Source organism: Pseudomonas sp. P7758 (genome assembly GCF_013386485.1).
Classification (GTDB): Bacteria; Pseudomonadota; Gammaproteobacteria; order Pseudomonadales; family Pseudomonadaceae; genus Aquipseudomonas.
Genome location: NZ_JACARS010000092.1, coordinates 1 through 20,409, shown reverse-complemented (window position 1 = coordinate 20,409; position 20,409 = coordinate 1). Strand labels below are relative to the sequence as shown.

Sequence of the window (20,409 nt, the reverse complement as noted above, 5' to 3'; positions counted from 1 at the left end):
TTGCTTTGGGTCGAGCGATCATTTCTTTCGTTTGCGGGGCAGGGCGGAACTTTCACAACCCGTCAGCGCAACGCCTTGGGCGAAACCCCGAAACGCTTGCGAAACGCCGTGGAGAAATGCGCCGGGCTGTAACCCACGCGGTACGCGGCGCTGGACACATTGGTCTCACCGCTGGCGAGCAGGCGATAGGCTTCGGCCAGGCGCTGTTCCTGCAAGTACACATAGACACTGGTGCCGAATACCTGACGAAAGCCCGCGGTCAATTTGCGCGGGTTGAGGCCGACTGCGCGAGACAGCTCGGCCAATGACGGCGAAGCCTGCAACGAACCGAGCAACAGGTCGCGGGCGGCATGAATGCGTTCGATGTCCGCTGAGTTGCAATGGGCGTCCTGCACCGGGCGCGACTCGGTTTGCGCGAGAATTCCCTCCACCCCCAGCGCTGTCAGCTCCAGGGCCTTGCCGCCCAGATAGAAGGAGCGGGCAGGGCCCTGCAACGGGCAGGTGAAAATCTGTTGGGCAAGGGCGAGCAACGGTTTGCTCGCGGGCTGGCAGAACATCATCGGCCCGCCGCCGCGTTTATCCAGCAGGCGCTCAGGCTCAAGGCCGACGCTGCGGATCGACGGGAAATCCAGCTGCACGGTGGTGTAGCGCACCGGCACACCACTGGCGAACAGGTGATCGCCACAATGTTCACCCTGGTTGGCCACGGCGCACAGGGTCGGCCCGCGAATCTCCACTTCCTGCTGGCCTTCGACCCGGCAATTGAGCTGGCCGCTGAGCACCAGGATGATCTTCAAACCTTGCCACAGCGGCTCTTGCATCCACATCTGGCTGTCCATCAACACAGTCCCGGCGGACAGGGTGATTTCCGGCACGACGGTGGCGGCACCCGTGTTCAAAGTGTTGGGAAAATTGAGGGTGAAATCCCTTTGGGTCGGTAGCGGCGCAGCGTGTGGGCTGAGCATGGCGGACTCCCTGTGAACCGGAAAAGAGGGGCATACGCTAGCAGGAAATTTCTTACCTGTAATTAAGAATGATTATCCTTTAGCCGAAAGCCCGGACCACGCCTCATCGCTGCAGGCCGCAGAAACTCACGCTGTAGCGCAATCAAAAGAAAAAGCCGCGCAAACGAATGTCCTGCCGGTTGCCGTGCTGCGGCTTTTGCCTATTAATAATCACTCTCATTTCCGCAGCCCTTGGCGACTCATGGATGAACCGCTCAATGACCCATTCTCCCTAGCCCTTTTCACCCTTGCCCCGCAGGCCTTTTGTTCACGGCATCGGCCCCTTATTGCCGAAAAAAACTCTGGAGACCCCATGACTATCATTGACGACTGCCCCGATTGGCCCGAAGCGTTTGCCCAACGCTATCGCGACGCAGGCTATTGGCGCGACGAGACCTTTGGCGACCTGCTGCGCAACGCCGCCCGCACCTTTGGCGAGCGTGAAGCGATCACCGATGGAACGCTGCGGGTGAGCTATCGCCAACTGGATCAACGGGTCGATCAACTGGCCGGCGGGTTCTCCCGGCTGGGGTTGGTGGCAGGGGACAACGTGGTGGTGCAACTGCCGAACTGCGTGGGTTTTGTCGAAGTGTGCTTCGCCCTGTATCGCCTCGGCGTACGGCCAATCTTTGCGTTACCGGCCCATCGTCATCTGGAAATCGGCCGCTTCTGCGAGTTTGCCCAGGCCAGGGCATACCTCTGCGCTGACGTCACGGCAGGTTTTGATTATCGGGGCATGGCCCGTGGCTTGAAGGCGGCCCATGGCGACCTTGCGTGGGTGATCGTGGCCGGTGAGGCTGAAGAATTCATCGCGCTCGAAGACCTTTATCTGGACGACCCGCAGCCAACCTTTTCTGCGCCGCCCGCGGATGCCGTCGCGTGTTTCCAGTTGTCCGGTGGCTCCACCGGCGTGCCGAAACTGATCCCGCGTCGCCACAATGAATACCTCTACAACGTGCGGACCAGCGCCGAACGTTGCGGCCTGACCGACGCCACGGTGTACCTCGCCGCGCTGCCCATGGCCCATAACTTTCCCATGTGCTGCCCGGGGTTCATGGGCACCTTGCTGATGGGCGGCCGTGTGGTGCTGAGCGGCTCGCCAAGCGCCGAAACCTGCTTCGCCCTGATCGAGCATGAACGCGTGACCCATACCGCGCTGGTGCCGCCACTGGTGCTGGTCTGGCTGGATGCCGCCCAGGCGCGCGGGCAGGGCCTGCCAGGATTGCAACTGCTGCAAGTCGGCGGCGCCAAACTGAGCTTCGAGGCTGCCCGCCGCGTGGAACCCACCCTCGGCTGCCGCTTGCAGCAAGTGTTCGGCATGGCCGAGGGGCTGATTTGCTATACCGATCCCAACGACCCGCCGCAACGAGTCCTGCATACCCAGGGCAAACCCATGTCCCCGGGCGACGAAATCCGGGTGGTGGACGACAACGAACAGGACGTGATACAGGGCCAGGTCGGCCAATTGCTGACCCGTGGTCCGTACACGATTCGCGGTTACTACCGCCACCCTGCGCACAACGCCCAGGCGTTTACCACTGACGGTTTCTACCGCACCGGCGACCGGGTAATGCTCACCGACGACGGCTACCTGATGGTCGAAGGTCGCGACAAGGACGTGATCAACCGTGGCGGCGAAAAGATCGCCGCCGAAGAAGTCGAAAACCTCCTGCTCAGCCATCCTGCCGTCGCCGATGTGGCCTTGGTGGCGATGCCGGACGCCTACCTCGGCGAACGCACCTGCGCCTTCGTGATTCCCCGTGGCACGGCACCGCGCCCGCCGGAACTGCTGCGCCATCTGCGTGAGCAAGGGTTGGCGGCCTTCAAGCTGCCGGACCGCTTCGAATTTATCCCCGGTTTCCCGCAAACCGGCGTGGGCAAGGTCAGCCGCAAGCACCTGCGGGAGGCTATCCAGCAGCTGTATTTCGGGGCAAAACAACCTGAGGGAAGCGCCGCCCGTGGCTGATCAAGACTCGCTGCGTGAACTGCTCGCGCCTGTACGTGGCCGGTTGATCTGCGCCATGCTGCTGCAAGCCCTGGCGACCCTGATCGGCCTGCTGCCGTTGATCGCGGTGGCGGAGTTGGCGCCGTCGTTGCTGGACGGAAAACTCGATCTGCACGATGGGTTCTGGTGGTTGTTGGCCGGTGCGGGCGCTTTGCTGTTGCGCATGCTCGGGCTGGCTGCCGCCTTGCAGATGACCCACCTGGCCGACAGCGACCTGCAACGCCAGGTTCGCCAACGGCTGGCCGCGCATTTGGCGCGGGTTCCGCTGGCTTGGTTCAGCGCCCGTGGTGGGCAAAAAGTCGACCGTGTTTTGCTCGACGACGTAGGTGCGCTGCATCAACTGGTGGCGCACTTGCCAAACAACCTCGCCGCCGCATTGGTGGCGCCCCTGGCGTGCCTGTTGTACCTGCTGACGGTAAGTGTGCCGATGACCGTTGTGGTGCTGCTGCCTCCAGCGCTGGCGCTGTGGCGACTGCGAGCCTTGCGCTCCCAGGCTTATCGGGATGACCAGAAGGCACTGGGCGCCGCGCTGGGCAACCTGTCCCTGGCCACCCAGCAGTTTGTGCAGAGCATCGCCATGGTCAAGTCATTCGGCCGGGCCGATCGGGTGCAGTCAAAGTTCTTCGGTGCGGTGGAACGTTTCGCCAGTTTCTTTTCCTGCTGGGCCCAACGCTGGGCCGGGCTTGGGGCGAGTGTCGAGGTGCTGCTTTCGCCGTTGCTGGTGCTGGCCCTGGTGCTGTTGGGCGGTGCGTCGCTGGTGGCTGGCGGTTGGCTGATGCCGGTGCAACTGCTGCCGTTCCTGCTGCTGGGGCCGGCCCTGGCAGCGCCGGTCGCGGCCGTCGGGCATGGTGCGGATGCACTGGTGCAGGGCCGCATGGCCGCCAGCCGTATCGCCACCGTGCTCAACAGCGCGACGTTGACGCAACCTCGCGAATCCCGCGAGCCCAAGGGCCGCCAGGTGAGCTTTGAAGGCGTGGACTTTCGCTACCCCGACGGCACGCAGGTGCTGCATGACATTGACCTGGATCTACCGCCCGGCACGCTGACCGCATTGGTGGGCGACTCGGGCGCCGGCAAATCCACCCTGGCCACTTTGCTTGCGCGCTTTGCCGATGTGAGTGCCGGGGCGATCCGCATCGGCGACGTCGACCTGCGGGACATGCACAGCGCCACCTTGTATCGCCAGGTCGCCTTTGTGTTCCAGGATGTGCGCCTGCTGCGCACCAGCGTCCTCGACAACCTGCGCCTGGCGCGCCCCGACGCCACGCAAATCGAGGTGGAAGCCGCCGCCCGGGCCGCGCAGATTCACCAGCGCATCCTCGCGCTGCCCCAGGGGTATCACACCGTCCTCGGAGCCGGCGTGCAACTGTCCGGCGGTGAAGTGCAACGCCTGGGCATTGCCCGGGCGATGCTCAGTGAAGCGCCGATCCTGATTCTCGATGAAGCCACCGCCGCCAGTGATCCTGAATCCGAAGCCGCGATCCAGCAGGCGCTGTCTCGCCTGGCCCGTGCCCGCACGGTGCTGGTAATCGCCCACCGCTTGAGCAGCATCCAGGACGCCGACCAGATCGTCGTGCTGCAAGGCGGGCGGATTGTCGAGCGCGGTACGCATCACGGCTTGCTGGACCAGCAGGGCACTTACGCCGGGCTGTGGGCCGCTGAGCAGTTTTCGGCGGCCGCACTGAAGAGGGCACGGGCATGATTCGCGCGCTGTTACGCAGCCTGCAACCCCGTGAAGCCGGCTTGTTGCGGCGTGCGCTGATGGCGATGGCGTTGAGTGCGTTGGCCCAGGGCGCAGCGTTGGCGTTGTTGCCGATGGCCTTTGCCCAGTGGTTCGGCAACACCACGCCTTGGGCCTGGGCCATCGGTTTCACCGGCATGGCCTTGTTGTGCCTCTGGCTGCGCCGGTATGCCCAGCTGGCGGGCTATCGCGCCGGTGCAGAAGCAGCCCAGGCGTTGAACCGACGCATTGGTGACAAGCTGGTGCAACTGCCGCTGGAATGGTTTGTGGAGCGGCGCAGCGCTGAACTGAATCGCCTGGTGACTCACACCGTGCTGCAAATCATGAGCACCCCGGCGCACCTTTTGCAGCCAATGGCCAATGCGCTGTTGACGCCTTTGGCACTCCTGCTGGCGCTGTTTTTCTACGACCGCTCCATGGCGTTGGCGGCACTGGCCGCGTTGCCGTTGCTGGTGCTGGTGTACCACTGGGGCGTGCGCTGGGGCGGGCAAGCTGAAGCACTGAGCGAAGCCGCAGCCAATGAAGCGGCGGCCCGGGTGATGGAGTTTCTGCGCCAGCAACCGTTGCTGCGCTCCAGCGGGCGCACCGAGCAAGGTTTCGACCTGCTCACCGAGGCCCTGGCCCAGCAGCAACAGGCACAGCGTCACGCCCACTGGCGCACTTTTCCCGCCGCGCTGGGTTTGGCGGTGGTGTTGCAGGCCGGCTACAGCGCCATCCTGTTATGCGGCCTGTATGCCGTGTTGGGTGGCACCCTCGATGCGGCGAAGTTCCTGGCGCTGGCGATTCTCGCCACCTGCCTGGTGGAGCCAATGGGCGCGCTGGTCAACCTCGGTACCACGTTGCGCCAGACCCGCCACGGCTTGAATCGCCTGCGCCACCTGCTGCAGATGCCGGGGTTGCCTGAGCCTCTCGAACCCCAACCTGCCCTGGGTTACGACGTGCAAGTGCGGGACGTAGGACTGGTCCGCCAGGGCCAGGCGATCTTGCAAGGCATCGACTTCACGTTGCAGGAGCGTTCGCTGAACCTGGTGGTGGGGGCGTCCGGCTCCGGCAAGTCCAGCCTGTTGCGCCTGCTGGCGCGCTTCAGCGATGTAAGCAGTGGCGCGATTCACCTCGGCGGTGTCGACCTGCGGCAACTGTCGGCCCTGGCCCGAGATACCCAGGTCGCCTTGATGTTCCAGGACAGCCCGCTGTTGCCGGGCAGCCTGCTGGACAACCTGCTGCTGGGCCGCCCCGACGCCAGCGAAGAGCAATGGCAACACGCCGCCCGCGCCACCGGCCTCGACCGCCTCGCCGAGCGCCTGCCCCAGGGCTGGCACACCGTGCTGGGCGAGCAGGGCGTCAGCCTGTCCGGCGGCGAGCGCCAATGCCTGGCGTTGTCGCGGGTGTTGCTCAAGGACGCGTCGCTGATCCTGCTGGACGAGCCGACCGCCGCCCTCGATGCCATCAGCGAGGCGCGGGTCAATCGGACCCTGTTGCAACTGGCCCGCCGGCACACGGTGGTGCTGGTCACCCACAAACCGACCTTGGCGCCCCATGCCGACCAGATTCTGCTGCTCGACCACGGCCAGTTGGCCCAGGTCGGCCGCCATGACGCGTTGATGGCCACGCCCGGCCGTTACCGCGAGTTGTTCCACGAGCGCGAAGCGATCAATCGCTGGCGCTTGCGCCCAGACCCTACCGTTCCCCAAAGGACCGTCCCCCATGACCGATAACCCATCACTGGCATGCGTTCATCCTGCACCCGGCGGCCTCGCACACAGCCCCGAGGCGCTGTGCGCCGGTGTCGCGCAGTTGCTCGACTATGCCCCCCAGGACCTGGAGCCCGATGCCTCGCTGATCGAGCAGGGCCTGGACTCGGTGAGCATGATGCGCCTGCCGGCCTTGCTCGCCCGCGAAGGTGTGCAGGTGAGCTTTGCCGAACTGATTGAGCAGCCGACCCTTGAGGCCTGGTGGTTGCTGATCGACCGCCGTCGCGGGCAGGCGACGCACCTCAAGCCCGTCGCCGCCGACAACGATTTCGCCCTCACACCGTTGCAGCAGGCTTATTGGTTTGGTCGCGACCCGGCCATGCCGCTGGGGGGCGTTGGCTGTCACCTGTATCAGGAGCTGGACGGGTATCAGGTCGACGCTCAACGCCTGGAAAGCGCGGTGATGCGCCTGACTCACCGCCATCCCATGCTGCGCGCCTGTTTCCCGAACGCCACTTGCCAGCGCGTGCTGCCGACCAGCCCGTGGCCTGGGTTGACCGTGCATGAACGGCCGGATGAGTTGGCCTTGCGTGAGCGCCTGGCCCACCGCTGCCTGGATGTGCGCCAGGGCGAGGTGTTTGATGTGCAACTCAGCCGCTTGCCCGACGGCCGCAGCCGGGTGCACCTGAACATCGATTTGCTGGTGGCGGACGTCCTGAGTATCAGCGTACTGCTGCGGGATCTGGCGCTGATCTACAGCGGGCAAGAGGCGCAGCTGCCACGTCTGGAATGGGATTTTGCCCACTACCTGGGCGCCACCAGAACCAGCGATGCCGGCGCGCGGGACTACTGGCTGCAACGTCTGGATGACCTGCCCGACGGCCCGCAACTCCCCTTGGCACACGAGCCGCAATCCCTCGGCCCGCCGCGTTTTCGTCGCCTGGCGATGCGCCTCGGCCGCGCGCAGTTGCGAGCCCTGGAAGACCAGGCCCGCCAACACGGCCTGACCCTGGCCAGCGTGCTGTGCTGCGCCTATACCCAAGTGCTGGGCCGCTGGAGCGCCAGCCAGCATTTCCTGTTGAACGTGCCGCTGTTCAACCGCCAGGAGCTGCACCCCTGCGTCCCGCATCTGCTGGCGGATTTTTCCAACCTGGTGCTGCTGGAGATCGACCAGCGCCAGGCGGGTTCTTTCGCGCAGCAGGCGCAAGCCCTGCAACGCCAACTGCACCGCGACATCGCCCACAGCGCCTGGCCTGGTGTGGAAGTGCTGCGTGAGTTGTCCCGCACCCGGCAAGGCGGCGCCCCCGTAGTGTTTGCCTGCAACCTTGGCGAAGCGTTTGTCGACGCCACTTGCCGGCAGCACCTGGGCGAACCGGGCTGGGCCTTGTCGCAAACGCCCCAAGTGTGGCTTGACCACCAGAGCTATCCGCTGCCCGATGGCCTGTTGCTCAACTGGGACGGGGTAGATGCGCTGTTCCCCGAAGGCCTGCTGGACGAAATGTTCACCGCCTATGGCGACCTGCTGGCGTGGCTGTGTACCGGTGACTGGCGCCAACCCGCGCCGCTGCCGTTGCCCCAAGGCCAGCAAGAGGTCCGTGCAGCGGTCAACCACACGCCCTGGGCCTATGGCAAAGGCTTGCTGCACGATGGCTTTTTCCAACAGGCGCAGGTGCACCCGCAGCGGGTGGCATTGATCACCGAGGACGCTGAGTTGAGTTACGCCGAGCTGGCGGCCCAGGCCCTGCAAGTGGCAGGTGCCCTGCGCCAGTGGGGGATTGAACCGGGTGATACGGTGGCGATCACCTTGCCCAAAGGCCAGGCGCAAATCGTTGCGGTGCTCGGCATATTGGCGGCGGGCGCGGTGTATGTGCCGGTGGGTATCGAACAGCCGGCAGCCCGTCGCGACATGATCTATCAACGCGCCGGAGCCAAGGTGGTGATCACCGATACGGCCCACCGTGATCGCGGTGTATGGCTGGCGGACTTGCAAGTGGTGGACCTGGCCCAGGCGCGTTCGGCCAGGGCCCTGAAACAACCGATCGAGGTGGCGCCGGACGCACTGGCCTATGTGATTTTTACCTCTGGCACTACCGGCGAACCCAAGGGCGTCGAGGTTTCCCACCAGGCGGCGCTGAACACCGTCGCCGCGATCAACCGGCGTTATCAGGTGGGCGCGGATGACCGTGTGCTCGGGGTTTCCGCCCTCGATTTCGACCTGTCGGTGTACGACCTGTTTGGCCTGCTGAGTGTCGGTGGCGCCGTGGTGCTGCCAGCGGATGCGCGGCGCAAGGAGCCGTCCGAATGGTTGCGGCTGATCCGCCAGCAGCGCGTGACCCTGTGGAACTCGGTACCGGCGTTGCTCGACATGCTGACCCTCAAGGCCCGCGAGCCGAATGCCCTGAGCGGATTACGCCTGGCGATGGTCTCGGGTGACTGGGTCGGGCTGGACCTGCCACGCCGCCTGCGATTGGCAGCCGGCGAAAGCGCCCGGTTCGCCGCTCTCGGCGGCGCCACTGAAGCGGCCATCTGGTCCAACGTCCAGGACGTCGACGAAGTGCCGGCTCACTGGCTCTCGATTCCCTACGGCAAACCCCTGGATAACCAAAGCTTTCGAGTCGTCGACAGCCAGGGCCGCGATTGCCCGGACTGGGTGGCGGGGGAGTTGTGGATCGGCGGCGCCGGGGTTGCCCAGGGCTATCGTGGCCTGCCGCATCTCAGCGCCCAACGCTTCGTCGAGCACGCCGGGCAACGCTGGTACCGCACCGGCGATCAGGGCCGTTATTGGCCCGACGGCAGCCTCGAATTTCTCGGGCGTATGGACCAGCAGGTCAAGGTCCGTGGCTTCCGCATCGAACTCAGTGAGATCGACGTGGCCCTGGAACGCCATCCGGCCGTCAGTCGTGCCGTCACCCTGGTGTTGCCCGGGGCCAACCCGCAGTTGGCAGCAACCCTGATGGGCGACGCGCTGCCGGATGCCGAAGCCATGCGCCAGTGGCTCTGCCAATGGTTGCCGGAACACATGTTGCCGGACCACTGGCTGAACCTCACCGAACTGCCCCTGAGCGCCAACGGCAAGGTCGACCGCGCCGCACTGCTGTGGCTGGTGCAGGAGCAACGCCAGGGCGCCAGACCCGAGCATGAAGACGCGCCTCAAGGCGAAGCCGAACAACTGTTGGCCGGGCTCTGGCGCGAATTGCTCGACATTCCCCTGGTGGGACGCAACCAGGGCTTTTTCGCCCTCGGCGGCAACAGTCTGTTGGCCGCTCGCCTGATCGAACGTATCGCCCGACAGTTCGACGTCGAACTGTCGCTGAAGGACTTTTTCAACGCGGCCACCGTCGCCCGCCAGGCCCAATGGCTTGTCGCCCGACGAGAACAGGACCACGTCAACCGGAACGCAATGGTGGAGGGTGCGCTATGACACTGCAGCAACTGCAACAGGACCTCGAAGCACTGGGTGTGGAACTCTGGGAAGAGCAGGGCCGCCTGCGCTACCGGGCGCCCGCCGGGGTGATGGATGAAGGCCGCCTGCAACAATTGCGCGAACACAAGGACGCGTTGTTGCAGCAATTGATGGAACCGGTGATGCCCACCGTCTCGGCCGACCTGGCTGCCCGCAGCGAACCGTTTCCGCTGACCGACGTGCAGGCCGCTTACCTGATGGGCCGCACCCAGGCATTCAGCTACGGCGGGGTGGCGTGCCACGGTTACCTGGAATTTGAACTCAGGGAACTGGACCCGGCGCGCCTGGAGCAGGCATGGAACCATCTGATTGCGCGTCACGACATGCTGCGGGCGGTGGTGCTGGAAGACGGCTACCAACAAATCCTGCCCCAGGTGCCGCATTACCTGATCGCCCGGCATGACCTGCGCGAAGACGACGGCCGTGCACTGGCCGCTCTGCGCGAACGCATGGAAATTCGCCTGGCGTCGCCCCAGCAGTGGCCGCTGATCGAGTTGTGCGTCAGCCAGGGCCGTGAACATGCGCGCCTGCATCTCTCAGTGGATCTGCTGGTGTGCGACTACCAGAGCGTGCGCATGCTGTTGGCCGAGTTGCAGCAGGTCTATCGTGGCGAAGCCTTGCCGCCGGCGGCGCCCATCAGTTTTCGCGACTACGTACTGGGCGAGCGCCGGTTGCGGGAACAGCCGCGTTACCAGCGTGACCGCCAGTACTGGTGGGCGCGGGTCGACAGCCTGCCCGGTGCTCCGGAATTGCCCATGCAGGGCGCTCCCAGCGGACCGCGTTTCGAGCGCCGCGCCCTGAACCTGGAGGCCCGGGATTTCAACGCCCTGCGCCTGAATGCAGCGGCGGCCGGCGTGGGTGCGTCGGCGGCGATTCTTTCCTGCTATGCCGAAACCCTGGGGCGCTGGAGCCGCAAGGGGCATTTCTGCTTGAGCCTGACCTTGCTCAATCGCCTGTCGCTGCACCCGCAGGTCGATCGGCTGGTGGGGGATTTCAGCTCGGTGGAATTGCTGGAAGTCCAGACCCTGCAAGGCGGCAGCTTTGGTGAACGCAGCCAGCAGTTGCAGGAGCGACTGTGGCAAGACATGGACCACCGCCTGTGTTCCGGCATTGAAGTACTGCGCGAACTGGCGCGGCGCAAAGGCCGTGATGCGGCCTTGATGCCCTATGCCTTCACCAGCACCCTGGGCGCCGGTGGCGAAAGTGGCGGCGGGGCATTTATGCCCGGCGCAGAACTGGTGCACGGCATCAGCCAGACCCCGCAAGTGTTGATTGATTGCCAGGTCAGCGAGCGCGACAACGGCCTGTTCATCAATTGGGACATTCGCCAGGGCGTGTTCAATGAGGCCATGCTGGAAGCGATGTTCGACACCTTCGAACGTCTGCTCAAGCGCTTGGCGCGGGAGCCTTCGGCCTGGACCCTGGACGATTGCCTTGAACTGCCGGCACCCCAGCGACTGGTGCGGGAGTTGATCAACCAGACGGCGCAGCCGATTCCCCCAGGCTTGCTGCATGAACCGTTCTTTCGCCAGGCCCGGGCGCAACCCCAACGTGTCGCCCTGATCCAGGGCGCGCGACAGCTCACTTACGCGCAACTCGCCGCCCGTGCCGAGGCGATTGCCGAGCAGTTACTGGATGGCGGTTGCCAGCCCGGCGAGCGGGTCGCGGTATGCATGGAAAAAGGCATCGACCAGGTGGTCGGTGTACTCGGGATCTTGCGGGCCGGCGCGGCGTACCTGCCGCTGGACACTAATCAGCCGATGGCGCGGCGCGCGTTGATTCTTGAGAACGCCGAGGTCAGCCGGGTGCTCAGCCAGTCGTGGTTGAGCGAGGACGTGGCCTGGCCCGCCCAGGTGACCCAGTGCATACCCGTTGATCAGGCCGCAGCCAGTGCCGGACGTGAACTGCCGGCGCCGCAGGTGACACCGCAACAACTTGCCTACGTGATCTACACCTCCGGCTCCACCGGGATTCCGAAGGGTGTGATGATCAGTCACCAGGCGGCCCTCAACACGGTGGTGGATATCAATCAGCGCTTCGCCATCGGCGCCGAAGACCGGGTACTCGCCTTGGCCAGCCTGGGCTTCGACCTCTCGGTGTACGACATCTTCGGCCTGCTGGCCGTAGGTGGCGCCCTGGTGTTGCCCGACGCCGGACGCCGCGCCGACCCGTCCCACTGGGCCGAATGCGCCCGCGAGCACGGTGTGACCCTGTGGAACTCGGTGCCCGCGCAGTTGCAGATGCTTGCCCATTACCTGCAAGCCGTGCCGGCCGCGGCACCTCAGAGCCTGCGCCTGGCCTTGCTGTCCGGCGACTGGATCCCGCTGAACCTGCCCGCCGAAATCGCTGCGTTGTTGCCTGAGCTCCAACTGATCAGCCTGGGCGGCGCCACAGAAGCGGCGATCTGGTCGATTGCCTATCCAATCACCGAGGTGGACGCACAATGGCGCAGCATTCCCTACGGCGCGCCGCTGGCCAATCAACGCTTCATGGTGCTCGACGAACAAGGCCGCGATCGCCCGCAAGGCGTTGCCGGTGAGCTGTTCATCGCCGGCACGGGGTTGGCGATGGGGTACCTGGGGGACGCGGAGAAAACCGCCGAGCGTTTTATCGAGCATGCCCACAGCGGCGAGCGGCTGTACCGCACCGGCGACCTGGGGCGCTACCTTGAAAGCGGGTTGATTGAGTTCCTTGGCCGTGAGGATTTCCAGGTCAAGGTTCGCGGGCATCGCATCGAGTTGGCGGAAGTCGAAAGTGCCTTGCTCAGTCATCCTCATGTCGAATCGGCCGTGGTGGTCGCTGCGGGCGAGGGCGCGTTCGAGCGGCGTTTGCAGGCCTGCGTGCGCGGGACTTTGCGTGATACTCCATTGCCTTGGCCGACCCGGTTGGCACCCAACGCCTTGGCGGCGGCCAACGGCGTGAAAGGCCAACTGACGGAAGCGCTGATTACGCAGATGTCCGATTGCGTCGAGCGTGCCGCGTTGCTCTCCATGGGCCTGGCCCTGCAACGCCCGGGGCTGTTTGATCAACCGGGCGTCGAGCACGACCTGGCCCAGATCATGAGCCTGTGCGAAGTGGCGCCACGCAACGAACGGCTGATCCGCCGCTGGCTGCAAGCGCTGCATCGCGAACAACTGGTAGACCGCAACCCAGGCACCGGCGCCTATTCGTCACTGCGGGTCTCGGGTGCTGAATACCGTCAGCTGTGGCAGCGCATCGAGGCGCTGGAACCGAGTGTGGGCTGGGGCGGTGAAGTGCTGCGCTACCTGCGGGAAAGCCAGGAGCAATTGCCTGCCCTGATGAGCGACCGGCTCGACCCGTTGCACTTGCTGTTTCCCGAAGGCCGTACCGACACCGCCGAAGGCGCCTATCGCAAGAACCTGATCAGCCAGTACCTGAACCAGGCGGTGTGTGCGGCGGTGCAGGAAATCGCCGCACTGCAACCGGCGGGCTGGCGTCTGCAGTTGCTGGAAATCGGCGCAGGCGTGGGCGGCACCAGTGCCGACCTGATTCCGGCCCTGGACGGCTTGGCGGTGGACTACCAGTTCACCGACCTGTCGCAGTTTTTCCTCAACGAAGCGCGGGAGCATTTCGTCGAGTTTCCGTGGGTCAGCTACGGGCTGTTTGACCTGAACCTCGACCACTGGGCCCAAGGCATCGCCGCCAACTCCCTGGATGTGATTCTGTGTGCCAACGTGCTGCACAACTCGCGGCATGCCAGCCAGGTACTCGCCCGGCTGCGGGAAATGCTCGCCCCCGGCGGCTGGCTGATCTTTATCGAAGCCACCCGCGACACCTACCAGATCATGGCGTCCATGGAGTTCAAGGAGGGCCTGACCGCGTTCGAGGATTTCCGCGCCGAGCAGGACACCACGTTCATCCGCCGCGAGCAGTGGCAGCAACTGTTGCAGGAAGCCGGCGCGCAGACGCCGCTGTGCATGCCGGCAGCTGACGATGCGATGTCACAGATCGGCCAGCACCTGTTCATCACGCGCTTCAAGACCGAGCGCCAGACCCTTGAGCCGGAGGCGTTGCGCGCGCATCTGGGCCAGCGCCTGCCGGATTACATGGTACCCACCGAGTGGCGGGTACTGGATGAAATGCCGCTGACGGTCAACGGCAAAGTCGACCGCCAGGCGTTGGCCAACCTCGGCATGGCCCAGGCCACGCAACAGGCCAACAGCGGGGCTGCACCGCTGGATGCGCTGGAGCGCAGTATCGCAGAGGTTTGGCAAACCCTGTTGCGGGTGCCCAGTGTGGGCCGTGAACAGGGCTTCTTTGAGTTGGGCGGTGATTCATTGCTGGTGGCGCAGGTGGTTGGTCGCCTGCGGGAAAGCCTGCCCCAGGCCCGTAACGTGCCCTGGGGGGATTTGCTGCGCCAGTTGATCAACCAGCCCACCGTTGCGGCCCTGGCGGATTACCTGCGGGGGCAGGGCAGCGAGAGCCTGTCGCCGCTGGTGCGGATTCGTGAGGAGGCGCAAGGCCCGGCGCGGATCTTTGTCCATGATGGCAGCGGCACCCTGGCACCGTATCGCGCGCTGTTTGCTGCACTCGGGGAAGAAGCGCCACTGGAGGGGCTGGTGCTCAATGATGTACCGGGTTACCTGGCTCTGGCACCGGCTACGGCGATTCGTGAACTGGCCGAGCGTTATGCCGACACCTTGCACGCCGAAGGCCGGCGCCAGGTGAGCATCGTCGGTTATTGCCTCGGCGGGTTGCTGGCGACGGAGCTGGCGTCATGCCTCGCGGCGAGGGACATCGAGGTGCTGCAACTGACAGTGATCAGCAGCTACCGCGTGCCGTTCATGATCGAGGATGACCTGCTGGCGGAGTACGTGTTCGCCCGCGTGATGCAGGCCGACCCGCACACCCTGGGTTACCCGGTGGATGAACAGGCGATGGAGCGGGCGATTGCCAAGGTGCTGCGCCAAACTCCGGGCCGCGTGCCCCAAGGTGCGTTGCTGGCGCTGCAGGATGAGCCCGACTGTGCCACGGCCCTGGCCTGCCTGCGGGCCCTGGCATCCAAGTCGGCAGATGAGCGCTTGCAGGCAATTGCAGACGCGATGCGCCACGCCGGCTCGCAACTGAGCGACCTGGACTGGCTGCGCGAGCAACTGCAGGTGCTGCGCCACAGCCTGGCCGCCGTCGCCTTGCATCAGGCCACGCCTTACGACGGTGACATGGTGTTTATCCGCCAGTGCGGTGAAGTCCAGGTACTGCCCGGCATGCACCGCGACATGAGCCAATACTGGCAGGCCCTGTGCCTTGGCGAATTGCAGGTGGTGGACGTGCCGGGCGACCACTTCAGCTGCATGCAGAGCCCCCAGGTCGAAGCCGTGGCCCGCGCGTTCGAACGGCTGGCGCAGGTGGCGGCGTGAGAGTCGGGATTGTAGGCGGCTATGGGCATGTCGGTCGGCAGGTTGCGCGGGTGCTGGTCGGCCATTGCCGCTTGCGCCTGGGCGGTCGCGACCCTGGGCAAGGGCAGCGTTTTAACGACGGCGAGTTGAACGGGCAGGCCGAGATCCGTGAAGTGGACCTGTGGGACGCCCAAAGCCTGGCGGCGTTTTGCAGCGGCTGCGACCTGCTGATCAATTGCGCGGGCCCCAGCTACCAGGTGCTCGACCGGGTGGCGCTGGCCGCTTTGGCCAGTGGCGCCGATTACATCGATGTCGGCGGCGATGATCCGCTGCATCAGCTGCTGCCCGCTCAGTTGCCGCCGGGTCGTCGTGTGGTGTTATCAGCCGGCATGTTGCCCGGGCTGTCGGGGTTGTTTCCCAAGGTGCTTGCGGCGTCGTTCGAGCGCGTCGATGCCGTGCATTGCTATGCCGTCGGACTTGGGCGGTTGTCGACAACGGCGGCCGAGGACTTTCTATTGAGCCTCGGCAACGGCTATGGCCAGGCCTCGATGGGCTGGTGCGATGGCCGTGCAATCAAGTCCGCCGTACTCGTCGATGAACACTTCGAGCGGCCCTGGCTGGTGGGCGGTCCCGTAACGGCCCACCCGTATCTAACCACTGAGCAACAGCGCTTGTTTACTGACTTGCGGGTGCGCGAAGCCCAGGCCTACAACCTGTTCGACGGCGGCCACCTGCGGGCCGCACTCGGGCGCATTCAGGGCTCGCCACCGGCTCTGCGACACACGGCAGAGAACATTGCCGCCCTGGTACAGGCCAGTGCGCTGGACCTGGCAGGGCGCACGCCTTACCAGTTGCTCGCAGTCGAAATGGCAGGCCTGCAACACGGCGAACCGCAGCAGGCCACCGCCTGGTTGCGTGCCGCCGACGGCTCGGCGTTGACCGGCACAGTGGCGGCAATCTGCGCCCTGCAACTGGCCAAACTGCCCGAAGGCACGCACTACGCTGCCCAGGTGATGGACGCCGATGACTGCTTGCGTCAGGTGCTGCGCTGGTTGCCGCAGACCCGGATCCACGTCACCACTGAACTGGAGGAGGGCGTGTTATGAAGAAAATCCCCAGCCCATGGCTGCGACGTTACCCGCAGCATCAAACGCCGCGTTGCCGATTGGTCTGCCTGCCCCACGCCGGCGGCAGCGCGGGATTTTTCAGCGGTTGGCAGGCACTGTTGCCGGCTGACATCGAACTGGTCAGCGTGCAATACCCCGGCCGCGAAGAGCGCCTGAGTGAAACCTGGCCCGGCAGCCTGGAATGGATGGCGGGCACTATTACCCGGGCGCTGTGGGACCTGTCCGACCGGCCGCTGGTGCTGTTCGGCCACAGCATGGGTGCGGCGCTGGCCTATGAGGTGACGCGGCGCCTGAACCGCCAGGGCAAGGACCTGCAACGGCTGATCGTCTCCGCCCATCCGGCCCCTCACCGGCAACGTCACAGCCAATTGCACCAGGGCCCGGATGCCGGTCTGCTGGCGGATGTGCGGCGCCTGTCGGGTGGTGCGCCATCACCCCTGGACGAACCCGAGATGCAGGCACTTTACCTGCCCGCATTGCGCAATGATTACCGCCTGATCGAAAACTACTGCGGCGATATCAGCGAGCTGCTGGACGTGCCCGTGAGCGTATGCCTGGGCAGCACCGACCGCGAAGTCGATCGGGAGGAAGCCCATGCCTGGTCGGAAGTGACGCGCCAGGTCACCGACTTTCGAACCTTCAACGGCGGGCATTTTTACCTGCGCGACAGTCAGGCCGACCTGATCGAGCACCTGGAACTGTTGCTGGGCAGCCCCGCCGAACCGGCGTGGCAGTGCTGGCCGTCGACCCCATGACCGGAGAATCCTATGAAAACACCTGAGCAGTGCAGCGGGCTGGAAGACGTCCGCCTGGGTATCGACACGTTGGACGAACAGATCATCCGCGCTCTCGGCCAGCGGTTGGCCTATGTGAAAGCTGCGGCGCAGTTCAAGCCTGACGAAGCCAGCATCGCCGCCCCCGAGCGGGTGGCCGCCATGCTGCCCCATCGCCGCCGCTGGGCCGAGCGCGAAGGGTTGGACCCGATGTTCGTGGTCCCGCTGTTTGCGCAGATCATCCAATGGAATATCGACCAGCAAGTGCGCCACTGGCGCCAGCAGCATCAAGGAGCGGAGCATGAGTGAACGTCTGCCGGGATTGCTTCAGGCGCTGACCGAGGGCGAACGCCTGGCGCGCGAGAAGGGCGGCGCAGTGCTGGTGGTGTTCAGCCTGGCCTCGGAGCGCCTGGACCCGCTGCGGTTATTTGCCGCCAACCGCCAGGTACTCGGGCAAAGCCTGTTCTGGTCAAGTGACCGGGGCGCACTGGCCATGGCCGGCTTTGGTTGTACCGAGGAAATCAGCCCCGGGGCCGATGACCGCTTCAACGCCAGTGCCCTGGCGTGGCAGGCGTTGCTCAGCCAGGCCCATCAGGTGGGGCCGCGCCAGCCGTTGCTGTGTGGCGGCTTTGCGTTTGACCCGAAGGGCCCACGCTCGCTCAAATGGCAGTCATTCGCCGCCACCTCCCTGGTGCTGCCGCGCATCCTGCTGCTGCGGGAAGCCGAGCAACATCATGTGATCTTCAGCCAGTGGCTGGAGCCCGGGGCGGACGCGGTGCGTTGCGCCCAGAGCCTGGAAACCCAGTGGACGTTGCTTCTGTCCCGCTACGCCAGTGCGCCACGCCAGGAGATTCCCCTCGGCACACCGAGCGACGAAAACACCATCAGCGCGCAGCAATGGCAAGACACCGTGGCGACGGCCGTGCAGCGCATCAACGCCGGCGACCTGCGCAAGGTGGTGCTGGCCCGCGAAGTGCGGTTGACCACCTCACGGACGATCCCCTGTGGCCCGCTGCTGGAAAACCTCAAGGCGGCCTATCCCCAGGCGTACCTGTTTGCGTTCAGCCGTGGTGACAGCTGCTTTCTCGGCGCAACGCCGGAGCGGCTGGTGCGGGTGACTCGTGGCACGCTGAACACGGTGGCGTTGGCCGGTACTTGCCCGCGTGGTCGTCACGAGCAGCACGATGCCGAACTTGGCCAGGCCTTGATGGACAGCCCCAAGGACCGCCACGAACACACCCTGGTGGTTCAAACCCTGCGCGAAGCATTGCAGCCCTATTGCGCGATGCTCGACATTGCCAGCCAGCCGCAGTTGCACCGGCTGGCCAACGTGCAGCACCTGTTGACGCCGGTGATGGGCCGCTTGCATCCCCAGGTGCAATTGCTGCAACTGGTGCAGGCCCTGCACCCGACGCCGGCGGTGGGTGGCTTGCCGCGACGTGAGGCGATGGCCTATATCCGAGAGCACGAGCAGCTCGACCGTGGCTGGTACGCAGCGCCAGTGGGCTGGATGAATGCGCAGGGTGATGGTGAATTTGCCGTGGCGTTGCGCTCGGCGTTGATCAGAGGCTGTGAGGCGCACCTGTTCGCCGGCTGCGGCATTGTCGCCGAGTCGGATCCCGGGAGTGAGTACGAGGAAACGTGCTTGAAGCTGCGGACTATCCGCGATGCCTTGCGGCCTTCGGACGGAGTGCAGGTGGCGTCAGCCTGAGGAAGGCTCTCGCCCGGCAGGCCGGGCGAGAGCATGCAGCGTCTGGATCAGTTCAAGCCAAGCTTGCCACGCAGTGTGGACAGGTCTTCCGCCAGGGTATTGACCGGGCCAACCAGGGCTTTGCGGTCGGCTTCCTTGACCTTGTCGTAGGTCTCGAAACCGCCATCCTTGGTTTTGTACTTGGCCAGGATCTTGTCCACGGTGGCGAAGTTCTTGTCGACTTTGGCAACGAAGGCCTTGTCTTGCTTCTCGATCTGCGGACGGAACAGGTCGACGATTTTCTTCGCGCCGTCGATGTTGCCCTGGAAGTCATACAGGTCGGTGTGGCTGTAGCGGTCTTCTTCACCGGAGATCTTGGTCGCGGCGACTTCTTCCAGCAGAGCAGCAGCACCACCCACGACTTTTTCCGGCGGGAAGGTCAGGCCGTCCACGCGGGTTTTCAGGTCCAGTACGTCGCTGTTGAGCTTGTCCGCCAGGGCGTCGAGGCCTTTGGTGGTGTTCTCGGAGAACAGGCTGTACTCGATGCGGTGGAAGCCGGTGAAGTCTTCGGCTTTCACGCCTTTCTCGTGGTCGTCCACGCGGGAGTCGATGGAGGCGTCGAGGTCGCTGAACAGTTCGGCGATCGGCTCGATCGACTCATAGTGCACGCGGGTTGGCGCGTACAGCTTCTTGGCGGTCGCCAGGTCGCCTTTTTTCACGGCGTCGGTGAACGCCTGGGTCTGGGTGACCAGCTCGCCGATTTCTTCGGTGACATAGATCTTGTAGTCCGACACCGGCCCTACCAGGTCCAGCGGCGCGGTGGCGGCGAAGGCGGCCAGCGGCGAAAGGCTCATTAACAACGACAATGCGAGAGACGACTTCTTCATGGGACGATTTCCGCTCTGGGGTTTGTTTTAGGTTTTGGCAGTGGTTTGTGGATGTGTCGCATCAAGCAGCGTGCGCCCGATGAAATCCTGGGCCCCGGTGACGCCTGGCAAGGTGAAGAAGTAACCGCCGCCAACCGGCTTCAGGTATTCCTCCAGAGGCTCGCCGTTGAGCCGGGTTTGCACGCTGATAAAGCCTTTCTCCAGGTCAGCCTGGTAGCAGATGAACAACAGCCCCATGTCCAGCTGACCGTTTTTGTTGACGCCGTTGGAGTAGTTGAACGGCCGGCGCAGGATCAGGTTGGCCTGGGTCTGTGCAGTACGCGGGTTGGCCAGGCGGATGTGGGCATCGAGCTTGGTCAACTTGCCTTCCGGGTCCTTGCTGTAGTCCGGGACCTGGGTTTCTTTCTGGCCATCCATGGGCGCGCCACTGGTCTTGATCCGGCCAATGATGCTTTCTTGCTCTTGCAGCGGGGTGCGGTCCCAGCGTTCGACGAAGTTGCGGATGATCCGCACCGCCTGGTAGCTGCCGTTGGCGGCCCAGGCCGGTTCGTCGCTGCCTGGCTGGACCCACACAATCTGATCCATCGCCTTGTTGTCGTTGGAGTTCGGGTTGGCCGAACCGTCGCGAAAACCGAGGAAGTTGCGCGCGCTTTGCGCCGGCTCGCCGGGGC

General features: G+C 64.9%; 12 protein-coding genes. 9 read left to right on the top strand and 3 right to left on the bottom strand.

From position 1 onward, the window contains the following. Positions 1–62 precede the first annotated feature (62 nt). Positions 63–965, bottom strand: coding sequence for an AraC family transcriptional regulator (locus tag HX873_RS20040; protein ID WP_003218429.1), 903 nt, complete (start codon positions 963–965; stop codon positions 63–65). Between the two features lie 352 nt (positions 966–1,317). Here HX873_RS20040 and HX873_RS20035 point away from each other — a divergent pair, with 352 nt between their 5' ends. The 9 genes from HX873_RS20035 to HX873_RS19995 are packed head-to-tail and all read left to right on the top strand — an operon-like array spanning position 1,318 to position 18,872. Beyond that, positions 1,318–2,970 carry a (2,3-dihydroxybenzoyl)adenylate synthase gene (locus HX873_RS20035; RefSeq protein WP_003218428.1) on the top strand — a complete coding sequence of 551 codons (1,653 nt, stop codon included), beginning with the start codon at positions 1,318–1,320 and terminating at the stop codon, positions 2,968–2,970. Further along, entirely contained in the window at positions 2,963–4,711 is a 1,749-nt protein-coding gene (locus tag HX873_RS20030; protein ID WP_003218426.1) for an ABC transporter ATP-binding protein, read from the top strand. Before HX873_RS20035 ends, HX873_RS20030 begins: the two co-directional genes overlap by 8 nt. Next, positions 4,708–6,465: an ABC transporter ATP-binding protein gene (locus HX873_RS20025; protein WP_003218423.1), complete on the top strand. Its 1,758-nt coding sequence runs from the start codon at positions 4,708–4,710 to the stop codon at positions 6,463–6,465. Before HX873_RS20030 ends, HX873_RS20025 begins: the two co-directional genes overlap by 4 nt. Then, on the top strand, positions 6,455–9,862 hold the full coding sequence (locus tag HX873_RS20020; protein WP_177068070.1) for a non-ribosomal peptide synthetase: 3,408 nt from the start codon (positions 6,455–6,457) through the stop codon (positions 9,860–9,862). The genes HX873_RS20025 and HX873_RS20020 overlap by 11 nt, the downstream gene beginning before the upstream one ends. Further along, positions 9,859–15,282 carry a non-ribosomal peptide synthetase gene (locus tag HX873_RS20015; RefSeq protein ID WP_003218420.1) on the top strand — a complete coding sequence of 1,808 codons (5,424 nt, stop codon included), beginning with the start codon at positions 9,859–9,861 and terminating at the stop codon, positions 15,280–15,282. The genes HX873_RS20020 and HX873_RS20015 overlap by 4 nt, the downstream gene beginning before the upstream one ends. After that, positions 15,279–16,367, top strand: coding sequence for a saccharopine dehydrogenase NADP-binding domain-containing protein (locus HX873_RS20010; RefSeq protein WP_023658858.1), 1,089 nt, complete (start codon positions 15,279–15,281; stop codon positions 16,365–16,367). Before HX873_RS20015 ends, HX873_RS20010 begins: the two co-directional genes overlap by 4 nt. Continuing rightward, positions 16,364–17,143, top strand: coding sequence for a thioesterase II family protein (locus HX873_RS20005; protein WP_003218418.1), 780 nt, complete (start codon positions 16,364–16,366; stop codon positions 17,141–17,143). Before HX873_RS20010 ends, HX873_RS20005 begins: the two co-directional genes overlap by 4 nt. A 12-nt stretch (positions 17,144–17,155) precedes the next feature. Further along, on the top strand, positions 17,156–17,470 hold the full coding sequence (locus HX873_RS20000) for an isochorismate lyase (RefSeq protein ID WP_003218417.1): 315 nt from the start codon (positions 17,156–17,158) through the stop codon (positions 17,468–17,470). Continuing rightward, the gene (locus HX873_RS19995) at positions 17,463–18,872 is read left to right on the top strand and encodes an isochorismate synthase (RefSeq protein ID WP_003218416.1); all 1,410 of its coding nucleotides are present in this window, start codon (positions 17,463–17,465) and stop codon (positions 18,870–18,872) included. Before HX873_RS20000 ends, HX873_RS19995 begins: the two co-directional genes overlap by 8 nt. Before the next feature lie 47 nt (positions 18,873–18,919). Here HX873_RS19995 and efeO read toward each other — a convergent pair whose 3' ends face one another. Beyond that, the gene (efeO, locus tag HX873_RS19990; protein WP_003218415.1) at positions 18,920–19,738 is read right to left on the bottom strand and encodes an iron uptake system protein EfeO; all 819 of its coding nucleotides are present in this window, start codon (positions 19,736–19,738) and stop codon (positions 18,920–18,922) included. 27 nt (positions 19,739–19,765) lie between these two features. After that, positions 19,766–20,409 (bottom strand): Dyp-type peroxidase (locus tag HX873_RS19985; protein WP_177123092.1); only part of this gene is annotated, 644 nt, incomplete at its 5' end.